Genomic DNA, 16423 nt, shown 5'->3' on the forward strand with positions numbered 1-16423 from the left:
CTTAGGTTTAATCGATATTGTAATAGAAAGCCGAGTTCACTCTGTTGGGTGAACTCGGCTTTTTACTATTTTTTTTGTGAAAGTGGAGACACCTGCCCATATTCTGCATAGGATGTAAGGATTGATAATAGGCATTAGCAGTGCCTGGTTATTCAGAACGTGACAGGAGGTTAACAACGAGTGAAAATCCATATTGTGAAGAAGGGCGAGTCGTTATACTTTATCGGCCAAAAGTATAATGTTTCGCTCGAAGAGCTTTTGAAGCTGAACCCGGGTATTACGAATCCGGACGCCATTGATGTTGGCATGAAGCTGAAAATTCCTTCAAGCATCGCGGGCGGCGCAGGAGGCGGAATGGACATCATGCATCAGCATATTGTGAAACAAGGTGATACCCTTTGGAAGCTCTCGAAAGCTTGGGGCGTGCCGCTCGCGGATATGATTAAAGCGAATCCGCAGCTCAAAAATCCGAATGTATTGCTTACTGGTGAAGTTGTGAATATCCCTAAAGTAGGCGAAACCATGACTGAAGGAACTGGTGGCCAAGGTACTGGAGGTACTGGACAACAAGCTGGGCAGAGCGTGGCACAAAACACGGGAGGTCATCACGCCCTTCACCCAAGCTCAATCATGCAAGGGGTACAGGGCTGGGTCGGAAAGCTTTCTACAGCGCCTATTATTGGAAAAACACCTACAGCTCCAATTGCAGGCAAGACGCCAACTGCGCCTATTGCACCAGCACCAGTAGCCCCTGCTCCTGAAACGCCTGTTGCACCTGTTCAAGAGAAAAAACCAACAGCACCTATTGTGAAGCCAGTAGAACCAGCTCCTCTTCCTGCCCCTAAGGCGGCAGCAGTTGAGCCAGCCAAAAAGGCACTGCCAATCGAAAAGCCTGTTGAGAAAAAGCTAAAACCGATTCATTCCGAATACAAGCCAAATGTTGATTTATTCAAGCAATATGGCATCCCAGCAACCGAAGCATTATCCTTGTATGATTTGCCAAAAGCACCTGAAGCAATCTCGCCAGCTGCACAACAGCCTACTTACGGAGGATATGGGCATCATCAGCCAATGATGACTATGCCGGCTCAGATGGGATATGGTTATGGGCAACCGATGACCATGCCAATTCAGTCGGGGTATGGATTTGGTCAACCAATGACCATGCCAGCTCACATGGAACATGGCTACGGTTACGGAGATTGGCATCAACCTGTGCCATTCGGAAGTACGGTAAGCCCAATGCATGAAGGCAACGAGGCGCCATTTGAGTGTCCGCCGGGGATGGTATTTGTCGGCAGTTACCCATCTCCATCCAGCATGCCAATGGGCGTTGGCCCTGAATGGGGTTATGGTTATCCCATGATAAATCCACTCCAGCATGGCATGCAGGAAAGTGGTCAAATGGTAGCCGGAACTTCTGCTTTCCCGAACCAAAGCATGGTATCGCCGCTGGCAACACAGCCGAATAAAGGTAAGGTGTCCCCTCAAGCGACACAGCCAAACCAAGGCAGTGTATCACCGCTGGCGACACAGCCGAACCAAGGGATGGTATCGCCGTTTGCATCGCAGCCAAACCAAGGCAGTGTATCACCGCTGGCGACACAGCCGAACCAAGGCGCGGTATCGCCATTTGCGACGCAACCAAACCAAGGCGTGGTATCGCCATTTGCGGCACAGCCGAACCAAGGCGCAGTATCGCCATTTGCGACACAGCCAAACCAAGGTGCAGTATCGCCGTTTGCAACACAGCCAAACCAAGGCATGGTATCGCCATTTGCAACACAGCCGAACCAAGGCATGGTATCGCCGCTGGCAACACAGCCAAACCAAGGCATGGTATCGCCGCTGGCAACACAGCCGAACCAAGGCATGGTATCGCCGTTTGCATCGCAGCCGAACCAAGGCATGGTATCGCCGTTTGCAACACAGCCGAACCAAGGGATGGCTTTCCCATCGAGCATGCAGCCTGAGTATGGTTATGGCTCCGGCTATGGTCATGGCGGGCATGGGAATGTAATGCCGGTTCAAGTGCAAAATGATGGCGGCTATGGTTACCCTGTAGCTGGCTTCTCCCCATACTCACAGCCGTTTCCATCTAATCAAGGCTGGCCTCAAACAGCCGGTGTAGGCAATATGAATCAAGACGATTGCGGCTGCAAGGGAAATCGTTCTGATCAAAACACCGCAAAGGCGGCTGACGTACAAATTGAAAAACCAGTAAAGATAGTTGTACCAAAGAAATCGAACAAGAAAGCAGTTATTCGAACAGTTTCCACACGGCCTAATAAACCGAAAAAACGTGGAAATCAGCCTTGGATCAATCGTTAAATAAATACATGCTGCCCCAAAGGTCTACTATCCTTTGGGGCTTTCTTTATTATGAATACATAATGTTAGTCTTTTTTTGAAAAACAAGTATAGGACAAGCAGCTTAAACTATGGATTCTTACAAATAAATCGTTTTGAATATTTATGTAATTATGGCGCATACTATCAAAAAATATAAAGAAGGGGTCTTCCCTATGATGGAATTCAGCCTTTGGAAAAACTTAAAGAAACGTTTAAAGAGAAAGCGGCGTCCCGTTTGGATGTTAGGCGTTATTATGTTTTGCTTGCTAGCAGGTTGGCTCTTTATCGCTAATAAAAATGTTGTCACAGCTGCACCCAAGCCATCAGCGAATCAAACGAGCGTTATTCAAGAGCTTGAGAAGCTTGATGGAGCGCTATCTACAAAGCTGCGCCTCGTATATGTGTGCGGCGAAGAATCGAAGCTTCTGGGTCAATTGATGAGTAAAGAGATTGTTCAGCTAGTGCTTGCACATCCGGAGTGGAAGGTCATGTTGAATCAAGAACAGGGCACCGTTCAGTTTGAAGAGCGTATTGAGGATTTGTCCGAGCATTGTAAAGCGAATGCGTATATGGGCGTCGACAAGAAAGGGAATCTTACCCTTTATGACGGTGCTCCAAAAAAAGAAAAGGTTGTTCGAACCTTTTTCCAGCTGGACGTTCGCTATATGGAGAGCAGTTTGCCGCAGGATAAGCTGGACCAGCTTACCAAAGGGATTCGGATAACCGACATGGAAGAATATAATAGTGTTCTATCCACCTATAGCGACTATGCTATTGAGCAAAATCAGAAAGTAATGAACCCAGCCTATCAGCAAGAGTAAGTGACAAAGGAGATCGCACATCATCGTGCGGTCTCCTTTCTTTATGTCTAAAGGCCGAAATATCAAACGCGCGTTCTCATTCACGCCATCTTTTGCTATAATGGATGAAGCAACTTTCAGTGAGTATGTGGAGAAAGCAGTTATTTTGAGGAGATGACCGTTTGCGCGTTCTTGGAATTGACCCTGGTTATGCGATCGTTGGATTTGGTTTCATAGATAAGATCGGACACAAGCTTACGCCCGTGCAATACGGTGCGATTCAGACGGAAGCTCATACGCCTTCAGAGCAGCGTTTGCTGCAAGTTTACGAGTCTGCGGGCGCTTTAATGGATAAATATAAGCCGGATACTGTGGGCATAGAGAAACTATTTTTTAATCGAAACGTGACGACGGCTTTTGATGTGGCGCAGGCTAGGGGCGCTATTATTTTGGCTGCTGCGCAGCGCGGATTGCCTATTGGCGAATATACGCCGCTTCAAGTAAAGCAGGCGGTTGTTGGTTATGGCAAAGCGGAGAAGAAACAAGTGCAAGAAATGGTTAAGGTTTTTTTGAAGCTTTCGGCAGTGCCGAAGCCCGATGATGTTGCCGATGCGCTCGCTGTTGCGATCTGTCATGCGCACTCGGTCGTACTCAATCAGAAAATAAATGAGGTGAAACGTTCATGATCGATTTTTTAAGAGGCAATGTCGTCCATCTAGAATCCGAATATATCGTTCTGGACGTAAGAGATACCGGCTATCGTGTATTTACTCCTAATCCGTATGCATTTGCAAAAAAAGAAGAGCCCGTCGTCGTCTATATTCATCATAACGTTCGCGAGGATGCTGTCTTGTTGTTTGGCTTTGAGACGAGAGAGGAGCAGACGCTGTTCCGCAAGCTGCTGGAGGTATCCGGCATTGGTCCACGGGTCGCTTTGGGCATTTTGTCAGGTGGTCGACCGGATGCGGTTATAGCCGCTATTCAGCAGGAAAATATAGCGTTTCTCATTAAGCTTCCGGGCATAGGAAAAAAAACCGCACAGCGGATGATTCTAGATCTAAAGGACAAGCTGATCGGGGCGGGGCTGGATGGAGGTCTTTTGACTGCAGCAGGCGTTGCGCTTGATCTCACATCGAGCAGGCATTCAGGTCAAGGCGCAGGCACCGCTTGGCAGGAAGCAAGGGAAGGGCTTGCTGCGCTGGGCTACACAGCAGCGGAGCTTGATAAAGCATGGAATGGATTGCAGCATAGCGTTACGGCGGAGGAATCAGTCGATTCTTTGATGAAGCGGGCTTTGCAGCAGCTATTTAAAGGTTAAAGTAGGGAGATGAAGGCAGATGGATGATAGAATCATTTCCGCCAACCTGATGATGGAAGATCAGGCAGTTGAGCTCAGCTTGCGTCCCCGTTATTTAGCCGAATATATTGGGCAAACAAAAGCCAAGGAAAACTTGAAAATATATATTGAAGCAGCAAAATTGCGCAAAGAAGCGCTTGATCATGTACTGCTGTATGGTCCTCCAGGTCTTGGTAAAACGACTTTGTCGAACATTATTGCCAATGAGCTAGGAGTGAGCCTTCGCACGACATCGGGACCTGCAATTGAACGTCCTGGTGATCTTGCTGCACTGCTCACGAACCTGCAGGAAGGCGATGTACTCTTTATTGATGAAATTCATCGCCTTCATCGTACAGTAGAAGAAGTATTGTACCCGGCAATGGAAGACTTTGCACTCGATATTATGATTGGCAAAGGGCCCAGCGCTCGATCGGTTCGACTCGATTTGCCGCCTTTTACCTTGATTGGCGCAACTACAAGAGCAGGGCTTTTATCTGCACCGCTTCGTGATCGTTTTGGCGTAGTGAGCCGATTAGAATTTTATACGATGGATGAGCTTGCGTTTATCGTGGCTAGAACAGCAGAAATATTGAACGTCAGCATTGTAGGTGAAGCGGCTTCTGAGATTGCAATGCGGTCTCGAGGAACACCGCGGATTGCGAATCGTCTTCTTAAACGAGTGCGTGATTTTGCGCAGGTGCGCGGCGACGGCGTGATCACACATGATATCGCGCGTTCGGCGCTTGAGCTGCTGCAGGTAGATAAAATGGGACTTGACCTCATCGATTTCAAAATGCTGCAAGCAATGATGACTACTTTTGCCGGCAGGCCAGTTGGCCTTGATACGATTGCAGCAACGATAGGCGAAGAAAGCCAAACGATTGAGGATGTCTATGAGCCGTATTTAATGCAAATTGGTTTTTTACAGCGAACGCCGCGAGGCCGGATTGCTACGGAAAACGCCTATCGTCACCTAGGTCTACCAATACCGGGGAGGTAGTACGCCATGAGTTCCAGAGCCAATGGTGCCGCTGAGAAACTTTATGTTATCTATGATGGCCATTGCAATCTGTGCCTGGGTTCCATTGCGAAGCTGAGGGAGCTTCATTCTAAAGCGGATTTGCATTATGTTCAAATTCAACAGTTGGAGGCAGCAGGCAGTACGGAACAGCTAATTCCTTCCGTTGGTCTGTTGAAATTTGAAGAGTTGTATGAGAAAATGCATGTTGCTGATGAGCAGGGGCAGCTCTTTGCTGGTGCGGATGGAATTGTCCGTATTTTAAGAACGGTAAAGGGCTTTCGCTGGCTATCCGTACTTTATCGAATACCTGGTATGAAAAGCATAGCAAATCGTCTGTACAAATTTGTAGCCAAAAGAAGATATGAATGGTTTGGATCTACAGAACAAAGCTGTTCCGTTAATGGCTGCGAATTGCCGCGGAAGAGGGAGGAGAACAACAGGAATGTCAATTAAACGGAATATGAAGCGTTACTTAATCATGACGATCGCAATTGTACTGCTCGCTACAGCTTGGACAGGCTCTCCATCACAGGCGGCAGTACCAAAGCTCGACAATATCCGAGTTGCTTTGTTCATGCAATTGCCTGGGAAATACGATGATACGACAGCAGCTGCCACATTTTCGTCAACGGGTGGAATGAGCATCGGTGTAAGGAAGCCTGATGGCATCAATAATTGGTTTAATGTAGATGGAGCAGCTACAGCTCGATTCGCAGTTGACAGCTTTAAAGTCAAAGTGTACGAGAGCTCCACGTTTGCTTCAGCTCTAGCTGTGCAGAAACGTTTGCAAGCTTTGAAAGGTACTGCTTTTATAACCTCCCTTTCAAAAAATGGTGCAATCATCTATCAGGTTATTGAAGGTACATACAAAACAGCTGCAGAAGCTGTGACTGCACAAACGAAGTGGAAAGGTGATAGTGAGCTGTCTAAGCTAGTTGGAGGCTCGAACTCGGTGGTTCAAGGCCCACTTCATTTGGAGAGCGGTCCTTTGACCAGCAAAGCGGATGCGATAGCAGCAGCAAGCGGCTTCGGAGCAGTTGGCCTCGATACCTATGTTGCTATTCGTTCACAGCAAAGTGGATCAGCGTACTACTCGGTAATGGTAGGGGCGGCTGTATCAGCTGCTGAACTGCAAATTGTTAAAGCAGCTGCCGCAAATGCTTCAGGCGGAGCTGCATTGAAGGAGGCCGATGCTAGTTCGGCTTACTTGCTCATAAGAAATGATCATACCGTAACAGCCAAAGCTGAAAGCAGTACTGAGCTCTATATGTTTGCTGGCAACGATACGAAGGTTACGGTATCTCCAATCGGGAATGATCCAATTAAGCTAAACGAGCGGAGCGCTCGCAGCTATAGAGGACTATTTGAGCTTAGTATATTAAATGGACGGATGGCAGTAGTAAATGAACTTCCATTTGAACAATACTTATATTCAGTTGTAGGTGTGGAAATGTACCCTACATGGCCTATCGAAGCACTTAAGGCACAAGCGGTTGCTGCACGCACTTATGCTTTAAATCGAGGATTTGGTTTCCAAATCGCACATGTCGTGGATACGACTTTAAGCCAAGCTTATTACGGTGTAGGCTCAGAGCGGCCATCAACCATTGCTGCCGTCGAAGAGACAGCAGGCGAAGTTGCATTGTACAATGGAAAAGCAATTGATGCGATCTATTCAGCCAACAGTGGTGGATTTACGGCTGATGCCAAAGAAGCGTGGGGGAATGCAGTTCCTTATATGCAGGCTGTCAAAAGCCCGGACGCTTCATCGGAGGTAGGTTTGAACAATTGGTACCGCGTTGTTGTCCCTAGCGGAGCAATTGGTTATATTAGAGAGGATTTACTAGCTGAGACAGGAGAAACGACAGCAGCAGGAAGTCGTATCATGCTAGTAAATACAAACGGCACAAAAGTACGCAAGCATCCACTTATACAGGATACGATCCCTGTCATTGCAACGGTTGACAATGGAACACGGGTCGTTGTGCTGGATAAAAGTGTAGAATCCAATTCAATGACTTGGATACGTGGTCCTTACAGCGCACAAGAAATGTTAACAACGATTAACGGCAAAGTGAAAACTCCGGTCTCAGGTCCGCTCAAATCACTCGAAGTGAGCCAGCGCGGCGCTTCAGGACGTGCGACAGAAATTACAGCAAATGGACAAAAGCTAGCTGTTACTTATCCAATTGATTATCGTGCTGCACTAGGTGTACAGGGGTCCTTGCCTAGTACGTTGTTCCAGATTGAGGAAACCGCGAAGGTTACTATGCTTGGTGCTGGAGCTACAACACGTACGAAGCCGTCGGATTCGAATCCTGTTTATATGATTAGTGCCGGAGGCACAAAAACAGAGGCGGTTAACGCTAACTTGTTTATATTAGATGGCAGCGGTAATATTCGCGCAGCTACGAAGGAGCCTTCATTCCGTTTTGTTGGGTCTGGCAACGGACACGGGGTCGGATTATCGCAATACGGAGCATTAAGCCTAGCTCAGCAAGGGTATGACTATCAATATATTTTGAAATACTACTACAAAGATGTCACCATCGCTAAGGAATGATTGAATCGATATGAACGTAGAATGGTTTGATTTTGAATTACCGGAACATTTAATTGCTCAAACGCCATTGCTTGACAGAACGGCCTCGAAATTGCTTGCATTAAACAAGCAAACAGGCGAATTGACGCACAATAGATTTACGGATTTAGAGCAGTATGTTAAGCCTGGAGACGTTCTAGTTCTAAATGACACTAGAGTTATTCCAGCCAGGTTAACGGGGATGAAGAGCGATACGGGTGCTAAGATTGAGCTATTGTTATTGAAACAGCTCGAGGATGGCAGCTGGGATGCGCTCGGAAAACCGGCTAAACGTTTAAAGGTCGGCACCGCACTCTCCTTTGGAGATGATGGTGCAGGCAATCCGCTGCTGCGCGCTGTTGTTGAGCAAGAAGGCGAAATGGGCGGACGTACGATACGTTTTGAATATGAGGGGATATTCAAGGAGCTGCTTGACCGTCTTGGAGAAATGCCATTGCCTCCGTATATCAAGGAAAGGCTTGAAGAACGCGAGCGATATCAAACCGTGTATTCCAAACATGCGGGATCAGCAGCAGCACCAACGGCTGGCTTGCATTTTACGGAAGAATTTCTTCAGCGTCTGCAAGCGAAGGGCGTTAAACTCGCCTACGTAACACTGCATGTTGGACTAGGCACATTCCGCCCGATGTCCGTTGACCTTGTTGAGGAGCATGAAATGCATGCAGAGTATTATGAGCTGAGTGAACAAAATGCCGAAATAATTAATGAAGCCAAACGGAGCGGGGCACGTATTATCGCTGTAGGAACAACTTCATCTCGCACGCTGGAAACTGTTGCTGCTCGCTTTGAAGGAAAAGCAATCGAAGCTTGCAACGGCTGGACATCTATTTTTATTTTCCCAGGTTACGAGTTTAAGCTTGTCAATGCATTACTCACCAATTTTCATCTACCAAAGTCAACGCTCGTTATGCTTGTAAGTGCGCTGGCTGGACGAGATGCTGTCATGCACGCCTATGAAGAAGCGATTGCTCATGAATATCGATTTTTCAGCTTTGGCGATGCCATGTTTATTTACTAATTAGGAATAGGAAGCGTGAATTGTGGCTGTAAAATATGAATTAATCAAACAATGCAAACAATCAGGAGCAAGACTAGGACGTGTACACACTCCGCATGGTGTGATTGAGACGCCTACCTTTATGCCGGTAGGAACACAAGCTACTGTGAAAACGATGGCTCCTGAAGAGCTAAAAGCGATGGATGCTCAAATTATTTTGAGCAACACCTACCATTTGTTCCTAAGACCGGGCCATGACATTGTAAGAAATGCTGGTGGATTGCATAAGTTCATGAACTGGGATCGTCCAATTCTAACAGACAGCGGCGGATTCCAAGTTTTTAGTCTTAGCGAAATGCGTAAGATTACCGAGGAAGGCGTACACTTTCGTTCCCATCTTAATGGCGACAAAAAATTTCTTTCACCAGAAGTAGCGATGGAAATTCAGAATGCTCTTGGCTCTGATATTATGATGGCATTTGATGAATGTCCGCCATTTCCTGCCGAGCATGACTATGTGAAGAAATCGTTGGAGCGTACGACTCGTTGGGCAGAGCGCTGCCTTAAGGCTCATGCAAGACCGCATGACCAAGGGCTGTTCGCTATCGTTCAGGGGGGGATGTACAAAGATTTGCGCATTCAAAGCGCAAATGATTTGACTTCCATGGATTTCCCGGGGTATGCTATTGGTGGACTGAGTGTTGGAGAGCCTAAACATCTGATGTATGATGTTCTCGACTATACGGTTCCCATTTTGCCAGCGAATAAACCACGCTACCTTATGGGAGTTGGATCGCCGGATGCATTAATTGAAGGGTCTATCCGCGGTATTGATATGTTCGATTGTGTTCTGCCAACGCGTATTGCTCGCAATGGGACAACCATGACAAGCCAAGGCAGACTCGTCATCCGTAATGCGAAGTACGCTGAGGATTATGGTCCTCTGGATCCAGAGTGCTCATGCTATACATGCACGAATTATTCCAGAGCTTATATCCGGCATTTAATTAAAGCGGATGAGACGTTCGGTATGAGACTGACGACTTATCACAATTTGCATTTCTTGCTACAACTCATGCGGGACGTTCGGCAAGCGATCATGGATGACCGGCTTTTGGATTTCCGGGATTCCTTCTTCACAAGCTACGGCCTGTTCGATAATGAGAAAGGGTTTTGAAAGGAGGGATTTCGATGTTGCAAGCAGCAGGTGAAGCAGGATCAACAAATATCCTACAAATGATTTGGCCTTTTGTGCTTATGTTTGCGGTTTTTTATTTCTTGCTTATCCGTCCGCAGCAGAAGAAACAAAAGACTCGTGCAAGCATGCTTAACCAATTGAAGAAAGGCGATAAAATTTCAACAATTGGTGGATTGCATGGCACAGTCGTTGAGCTGAGTGACGATACGGTTGTTATTCGTGTCAACGATACAACTAAAATGACATTTGAGCGCAGCGCAATTAATACAATTATCAACTCCGCACCAGCGTCGGTTGATTTAGAGAAATAATTGAAAAAACCGATTGACATGCTTGCATGTCAGTCGGTTTTTTTTTTTGTAAATGTCTATTTCTTCATATTTACGCCAATCATACCGCCAAATGCGCCTGATAGGAGAGCGACACCTAGAAGAAGGATGCTGTGTACGGATAACGAAGCATTTGAAGCAAGAAAGCTGATAATGATAACGATTACGCCATAAAGCAAACCGAGCAATGCACCATTATACCAGCCTTTGTTCTCAGAGCGTCTTCCTGATGTAAAGCCCCCCGCTAGAGCTGCGAAGCCGTGAACCAGCATGGCGTTAGAGGGCAAACTGCTTTCCTTCATTGCCGTAAAATGCAAAAGCAGTGAGAGCAGCAATGCGCCTACTGCTAGCCAAATGATTGAAAAAAGCACTCCGGCAAGCAAAGGTGAAGCGATTAAAGGCGGCTTAGGTGCTTGTTTAACCGAACTCATCATATTCCCCCCAGCGTTATGAACGTATTACTTATCCATATGGTCAAGCTAGGTAGAATAGTACAGGAATTAGCTTGTCAGTATGGATTTATGAGCAGCTTATTCGGCATTGCCATATATTCGTATAAACAGCAGGAGTATGATGTTGTAACACGTAGGTCAGAATAGCTTTACGGACAAAACGCAGCTGGCATCAGCTCGAATGATAAAGACGAGGAGGCGGTTTCCTTTGGAATTTTGGGGCCTGTTGATCCGGACGATAATGATTTATTTCGTCGTATTTCTGATCATGCGTTTTATGGGAAAACGAGAAATCGGTAAACTTTCCGTGTTCGATCTCGTTATTTCAGTCATGATTGCTGAGATTGCAGTCATTGTTATTGAAGACATGGAGCGGGCGATGTGGGAAGGCATCTTACCGATGGTCGTTTTGATGATTATTCAAGTAGGCAGTGCTTTTATGACGATGAAGAGTCGAAAGCTAAGACTGCTGTTTGATGGCAAACCAAGTGTAATTATTGACAAGGGCAAGCTGAATAGTGACGTTATGCGCAAGCAACGGTACAATCTGGATGATCTAATGCTGCAGTTAAGGGAAAATAAAATCAGTGCTGTATCGGATGTTGAATTTGCGATTTTGGAGACGAGCGGCAAGCTGTCCGTCATACCCAAGGAAAATGCTGATGAGTCTGAAGAGGGCAGTAATGAAGGTCAGGAATCAGAGCGATCCGACCAAAAGCTGAAGCAGTACAATCAAACGAATATTTTTCCACCGAAATATCGCTTTGAGATATTGCCTGTCCCGCTTATTATGGATGGCAAGGTGCAGGACAAAAACTTGGAAAATCTTGAAAAGACAAGATTTTGGCTAAAAAATGTTTTGCAGGAAAGAGGCGTCTTCGATTTTAAGGACGTGTTTTTTTGTACGATTGACTATAAAGGGAAGTTGTTTATTGATACGCATGATAAAAAACCGCGTTAAAGAGAGGGCTTATCCCTTTCTTTACCGCGGTTTTTATCATTCGATGACCTTACCATTGTTATTTAAACCAAGCTCCGAACAATGGTAAACGCGCCATATCGTGGCGATCAATGATTTTCATTACGATCATCAAAATTAAATAAATGATTACGCTAGCTGTGCATGCAAGAAGTAAATTTACCCATTCCATGGAGAGCGGTTTATGATTCATCGTAAACCTGGCGGCAGCTCCCATAATAATCATAGAGGTTCCAACTTTTACAAAATCAAGTACTTTCATATGGAAGCCAATGAAACGCAATACGCTAATGCCGTGCAATAATGTGACGAGTACGATATTGACATTAATAGCGATTAAAGCACCGTATATTCCAAAATCAGCATTCGATGCAAGTTGAACGATGAGAAATAGCTTGACCACCGCACCAATTAATGTATTAATTAATGCCGTTCCCGGTTTATTTAGTGCTTGGAGTGCTGCTTGCAGGGGAGCCTGCAGATAGATGAAAATGCCAACAGGAGCGATGAGCTGGAGCATCGGAGCTATTTCGGCATGGTTATAAACGATACGGCAAATCGGTTCAGCTAACAAAGCCATAATAACAACAAAAGGCGCCCCTGAAACAAGTGCAAGCCTCATCGATTGATGCAGCCGTTTGTGAATTAACGCATGATCTCCGCGTGCAGCCGCTTCGGATAAGGATGGTACCAAAGAAACAGCAAGTGAGTAGGTTAATGCAGTTGGCAGTAAAAGCAGCGGTATGATCATTCCTTGCAATGCTCCGTATTGCGCAGTGGCGATGCCCGTTGTAATTCCTGCCGCCGCTAAACTCCGTACGGTAAAGATGGATTCCAGCAAGTAGGAGAAGGAGCCGACTAATCGACTGCCTGTAACGGGAATGGATAAGCTAAGTAATTTTCGCAATACAGGAATGTTTTTCCCTGCTTTTTCATCTGGATGACTGAGAGCTTTTTGTTTGATGCGGGATTTGTCTCTGTAGTATTTCCAAAGAAGTACGGCGAGGCCCCCGATCTCTCCAAGCACAGCTCCAAGCATTGCGCCGGCAGCCGCCCATTCAAGTCCATAGGGCAGGAGCATGAAGGAAAATGATAGCGATGCAACAATGCGCAGCAAGGTTTCTACGATTTGAGATACAGCGGTAGGAATCATATTCTGTTTGCCTTGGAAGTAACCTCGATAAACCGAGGATATGCCAATAATGAGCAGCATAGGCGTCATAACCATAAAGGTGCGGTATACGCGGGCATCCGGCAGCACATGCTTCGTTATCCAAGGTGCAAAAAGAAGCATGAGAGCGGTCAACAATACGCCTAGCGAAGTAACGAGGAGCATAGCCGTTCGAAAAATATACTTTACTCGTTTGGAATCACCTTGCGACTCCGCTTCAGCAATCCATTTGGCAACGGCAAGCGGAATGCCTCCTGTGATGAGGGTTATCATGACAGTTAGAAACGGATAGCTTAGCTGGTATAATCCAACACCCTCTGCCCCCATAATACGGGGGAGTGCAATGCGAGGTATGAAACCAAGCAGCCTGTTAAATAATCCTGCAGCAAGCAATATCATGGCGCCTTTTATAAAGTTTTGCTTTGTTTGATCCGATCGTTTTGTCATTATGTTGTACCCTCTTCTCTATCATGAAATAACCAAATGCTGCCTGATGCTGATATGAGTCGAAGTCTTTAGACAGGCATGTACTATCATCTTTATGCTCGGCATGTCCAGTTCCATGTCAGTCAATTTATAGATTAGCAATGAAGCGGGCAGGAAAAAGGCAGAGGTACAGCGAATAGATGGGATACAGCTTTATGTCATAAGCTTTTGGGAGGCGCAGCATGGCAGACGAAGAATTAAATCGTATGATTGAGGAGCTATGCAACAGCAAAGCGGAGGAATTTCATCTCATTGGCTACGAACATGTAACGGGTCAAGAGGTTTGGGAATGCGTTAGCCAGAAATATAACAAGTCGGGGCAGCCCGAACTGCATGAATTAGTAAATGATATTTTATCTTTAAAGGTTATGAAATTTATGAATTTCATGACGATAAGCGCATACAAAGGAACCCAATTTTAAATTGACGGTTTCTTTTTTTTTGACTCGATTTTGTCCCGTCTGTATAATAGGAATATTGAGATCATAAGGGGGATTTAGACGTATGTTCGGGAAGAGAATAATTGCCTTCCTTGCGATCGTAGTCATTATGTTTGGCGTTATCGCTTGGACAAGCCCATCGCTAGTGAAAGACGTAAGGCTAGGCCTTGATTTGAAGGGCGGATTTGAGGTTTTGTACGAAGCTACGCCGCTTGAAGGTGGAGAAGCTGTAACACCGCAATCACTAAAGGAAACTGCTAAAAGTTTGGAAAAGCGAATTGACGAGCTCGGTATTGTAGAGCCGGAAATTACAACTGAAGGTTCAAACCGTATTCGTTTGAGACTAGCAGGAGTTGCGAATGAGAATGAAGTAAGAGAGATTCTTGCTAAACCTATTAATTTAACGTTCCGCGGACCTGACGGCAAGATCGAGCTGGACGGCAGCGATTTTAAGCAAAATGGCGCAGGTGTTGGTTATGACAACTTAAGCAAACCTTTTGTTACGATCGAACTTAAGGATGCGAAAAAATTCGAGGAAATTACGACACGGTTGATCGGTTCGTATTTAGCGATCTATCTCGATGATAAAGAGCTTTCCAGACCATCCGTAAGAGAACCAATTTCAGGCGGATCAGCTACAATTACGGGTGAATATACCGTAAATGAAGCGAGAGAAATGGCCGATATGATTAACCTCGGAGCATTGCCTCTCAAGCTCACTGAGAAATATACGCAAAGCGTTGGCGCTAAACTAGGACTAGCTTCCTTGAAAGACACCGTTGAGGCGGGTGTTATCGGAACAGTCATTATTTTGATATTCCTTGTTATATTGTTCCGTATTCCAGGCATTGTAGCTGGTATTACAGTAATTACTTATACTTGGCTCTTGATCGTAGTATTTAATTTAATGAATGCGACCCTAACCCTCCCGGGTATAGCCGCCTTTGTGCTTGGTATAGGTATGGCGGTTGATGCGAATATCATTATGTATGAGCGGATTAAGGAAGAGATTCGAAGCGGGAAAAGCTTGCTTTCATCACTTAAAGCTGGATCGAAAAACTCATTCCGTACCATTATGGATGCGAACATTACGAACATCATTTCAAGTGCAGTATTGTACTTTATCGGTAACGGAGCAATTCGTGGTTTTGCATTAACGATGATTTTCAGTATTTTGGTAAGTATGCTGACAAACATCTTCTTGTCCCGCTTTTTAATTATGCTCCTTATTAAGAGCAACCTGTTTACAAAACCAAGCTACTATGGTGTGAAGGAGGCAGAAATCCGTGAACTTTAATACAAAAATTCGTTATGATTTCATCGGGAACCGCAATAAGTTCTTTCTGTTCTCGATCACGTTAACCGTAATCGGCATCTTGTCTTTGCTTTTTTTCAGCCTTAATTTCGGTGTTGATTTCAAGGCCGGTACGAATATGGATATTTCAGTAGGCAAAGCAGTTACCCAGCAGGACGCGAAAGAAATTCTTGTGAAAGCAGGAATCGAAGGCATCACGCCTACAGTTGGCGGTACAGGTGAAGAACGTGTAACGGCTCGTTTTGACGAAGTGCTTACACAAACCAAAATCACTGAAATTCAAGACTTATTTAAAGCGAAGTATGGTGATCAAGTATCGGCTGAGGTTAACGTCGTATCGCCGGACATGGCGCAGGAGCTTGGGATCAAAACGATCTGGGCAGTACTGATTGCTAGCGTAGCCATTATGATTTATGTCATGATTCGTTTTGAATGGCGCTTTGCACTAGCTGCGAACATTGCGATTTTGTATGACGCATTTGTCGTTGTCGCGTTGTTCTCGATATTCCGTCTGGAAGTAGATCTTCCGTTTATTGCGGCGGTGTTGACAACGATCGGTTATTCTATCAATGATAAAATCGTTATTTTTGACCGGATTCGTGAAAATCTTCGGTTTGGTCAATATAAAAACCGTGAGCAGCTCGCTGAGATGGTTAACGCAAGTATTTGGCAAACAATGGCGCGTAATATCTATACTGTATTAGCAGTGCTTATCGTTGCAGTTTGTTTGTTCATCTTCGGAAGCGAGTCAATCAAGCTATTTGCCCTTGCAAAAATCATTGGTCTTACAAGCGGTGCGTACTCGTCCATTTGTATCGCGAGCCCGCTATGGCTAATGCTTAAAGGCAGACAAAAGCCGAAGGCTGTTGTTAAGAAAACAGCTTAATTATAAGCAGTTGATTGCTTACGAAGTAGGTTTTGCATTCGCAAAACCTTGTAGGA

16 protein-coding genes are annotated in these 16423 nt (G+C 45.5%); 14 read left to right on the forward strand and 2 right to left on the reverse strand.

Translation table 11 applies throughout. The annotated features are described in order from the left end of the window. The first annotated feature begins 180 nt into the window (after positions 1 to 180). The 10 genes from ACIFSR_RS13280 (at position 181) to yajC (ending at position 10620) form a co-directional block, all read left to right on the forward strand. Positions 181 to 2331 (forward strand): LysM peptidoglycan-binding domain-containing protein, encoded by a 2151-nt coding sequence (locus ACIFSR_RS13280; RefSeq protein WP_430057748.1) that lies wholly within the window; start codon positions 181 to 183, stop codon positions 2329 to 2331. A 194-nt stretch (positions 2332 to 2525) separates the two neighbouring features. Next, positions 2526 to 3173, forward strand: coding sequence for a BofC C-terminal domain-containing protein (locus ACIFSR_RS13285; RefSeq protein ID WP_430057750.1), 648 nt, complete (start codon positions 2526 to 2528; stop codon positions 3171 to 3173). Between the two features lie 161 nt (positions 3174 to 3334). Continuing rightward, on the forward strand, positions 3335 to 3838 hold the full coding sequence (ruvC, locus tag ACIFSR_RS13290) for a crossover junction endodeoxyribonuclease RuvC (RefSeq protein WP_076270842.1): 504 nt from the start codon (positions 3335 to 3337) through the stop codon (positions 3836 to 3838). Next, on the forward strand, positions 3835 to 4470 hold the full coding sequence (ruvA, locus tag ACIFSR_RS13295; protein ID WP_054027250.1) for a Holliday junction branch migration protein RuvA: 636 nt from the start codon (positions 3835 to 3837) through the stop codon (positions 4468 to 4470). Before ruvC ends, ruvA begins: the two co-directional genes overlap by 4 nt. 19 nt (positions 4471 to 4489) lie before the next feature. After that, a complete protein-coding gene (gene ruvB, locus ACIFSR_RS13300) occupies positions 4490 to 5491 on the forward strand; it encodes a Holliday junction branch migration DNA helicase RuvB (protein WP_076270841.1) in 1002 nt (333 codons plus the stop codon). 6 nt (positions 5492 to 5497) lie between these two features. Beyond that, positions 5498 to 5965 (forward strand): thiol-disulfide oxidoreductase DCC family protein, encoded by a 468-nt coding sequence (locus ACIFSR_RS13305; RefSeq protein WP_339207874.1) that lies wholly within the window; start codon positions 5498 to 5500, stop codon positions 5963 to 5965. Next, on the forward strand, positions 5955 to 8075 hold the full coding sequence (locus ACIFSR_RS13310) for a SpoIID/LytB domain-containing protein (protein WP_430057751.1): 2121 nt from the start codon (positions 5955 to 5957) through the stop codon (positions 8073 to 8075). The genes ACIFSR_RS13305 and ACIFSR_RS13310 overlap by 11 nt, the downstream gene beginning before the upstream one ends. A 10-nt stretch (positions 8076 to 8085) precedes the next feature. Beyond that, complete coding sequence (gene queA, locus ACIFSR_RS13315; RefSeq protein ID WP_430057753.1) at positions 8086 to 9132, forward strand: tRNA preQ1(34) S-adenosylmethionine ribosyltransferase-isomerase QueA; 1047 nt, start codon at positions 8086 to 8088, stop codon at positions 9130 to 9132. Positions 9133 to 9154: 22 nt separating this feature from the next. Beyond that, entirely contained in the window at positions 9155 to 10288 is a 1134-nt protein-coding gene (tgt, locus tag ACIFSR_RS13320) for a tRNA guanosine(34) transglycosylase Tgt (protein WP_179089915.1), read from the forward strand. A gap of 14 nt (positions 10289 to 10302) precedes the next feature. Beyond that, entirely contained in the window at positions 10303 to 10620 is a 318-nt protein-coding gene (yajC, locus tag ACIFSR_RS13325) for a preprotein translocase subunit YajC (RefSeq protein WP_076270836.1), read from the forward strand. A gap of 56 nt (positions 10621 to 10676) precedes the next feature. Here yajC and ACIFSR_RS13330 read toward each other — a convergent pair whose 3' ends face one another. Next, positions 10677 to 11069 carry a TIGR04086 family membrane protein gene (locus tag ACIFSR_RS13330; RefSeq protein WP_430057755.1) on the reverse strand — a complete coding sequence of 131 codons (393 nt, stop codon included), beginning with the start codon at positions 11067 to 11069 and terminating at the stop codon, positions 10677 to 10679. 262 nt (positions 11070 to 11331) lie between these two features. Between ACIFSR_RS13330 and ACIFSR_RS13335 the strand changes: the two genes are divergently transcribed. Then, positions 11332 to 12051 (forward strand): YetF domain-containing protein, encoded by a 720-nt coding sequence (locus ACIFSR_RS13335; protein WP_430057844.1) that lies wholly within the window; start codon positions 11332 to 11334, stop codon positions 12049 to 12051. A gap of 58 nt (positions 12052 to 12109) precedes the next feature. Here ACIFSR_RS13335 and spoVB read toward each other — a convergent pair whose 3' ends face one another. Then, positions 12110 to 13687 carry a stage V sporulation protein B gene (gene spoVB, locus ACIFSR_RS13340; RefSeq protein ID WP_430057756.1) on the reverse strand — a complete coding sequence of 526 codons (1578 nt, stop codon included), beginning with the start codon at positions 13685 to 13687 and terminating at the stop codon, positions 12110 to 12112. 221 nt (positions 13688 to 13908) lie between these two features. Between spoVB and ACIFSR_RS13345 the strand changes: the two genes are divergently transcribed. The 3 genes from ACIFSR_RS13345 to secF all read left to right on the forward strand — a co-directional run bounded on the left by ACIFSR_RS13345 (position 13909) and on the right by secF (position 16367). Further along, positions 13909 to 14148, forward strand: a complete 240-nt coding sequence (locus tag ACIFSR_RS13345; protein WP_076270832.1) for a post-transcriptional regulator — start codon at positions 13909 to 13911, stop codon at positions 14146 to 14148. 82 nt (positions 14149 to 14230) lie between these two features. Beyond that, positions 14231 to 15463, forward strand: coding sequence for a protein translocase subunit SecD (secD, locus tag ACIFSR_RS13350; protein WP_076270831.1), 1233 nt, complete (start codon positions 14231 to 14233; stop codon positions 15461 to 15463). Next, complete coding sequence (gene secF, locus ACIFSR_RS13355) at positions 15453 to 16367, forward strand: protein translocase subunit SecF (protein WP_339207880.1); 915 nt, start codon at positions 15453 to 15455, stop codon at positions 16365 to 16367. The genes secD and secF overlap by 11 nt, the downstream gene beginning before the upstream one ends. Positions 16368 to 16423 lie beyond the last annotated feature (56 nt).

It is taken from the genome of Paenibacillus sp. NRS-1760 (genome assembly GCF_050467785.1).
GTDB lineage: Bacteria > Bacillota > Bacilli > Paenibacillales > Paenibacillaceae > Pristimantibacillus.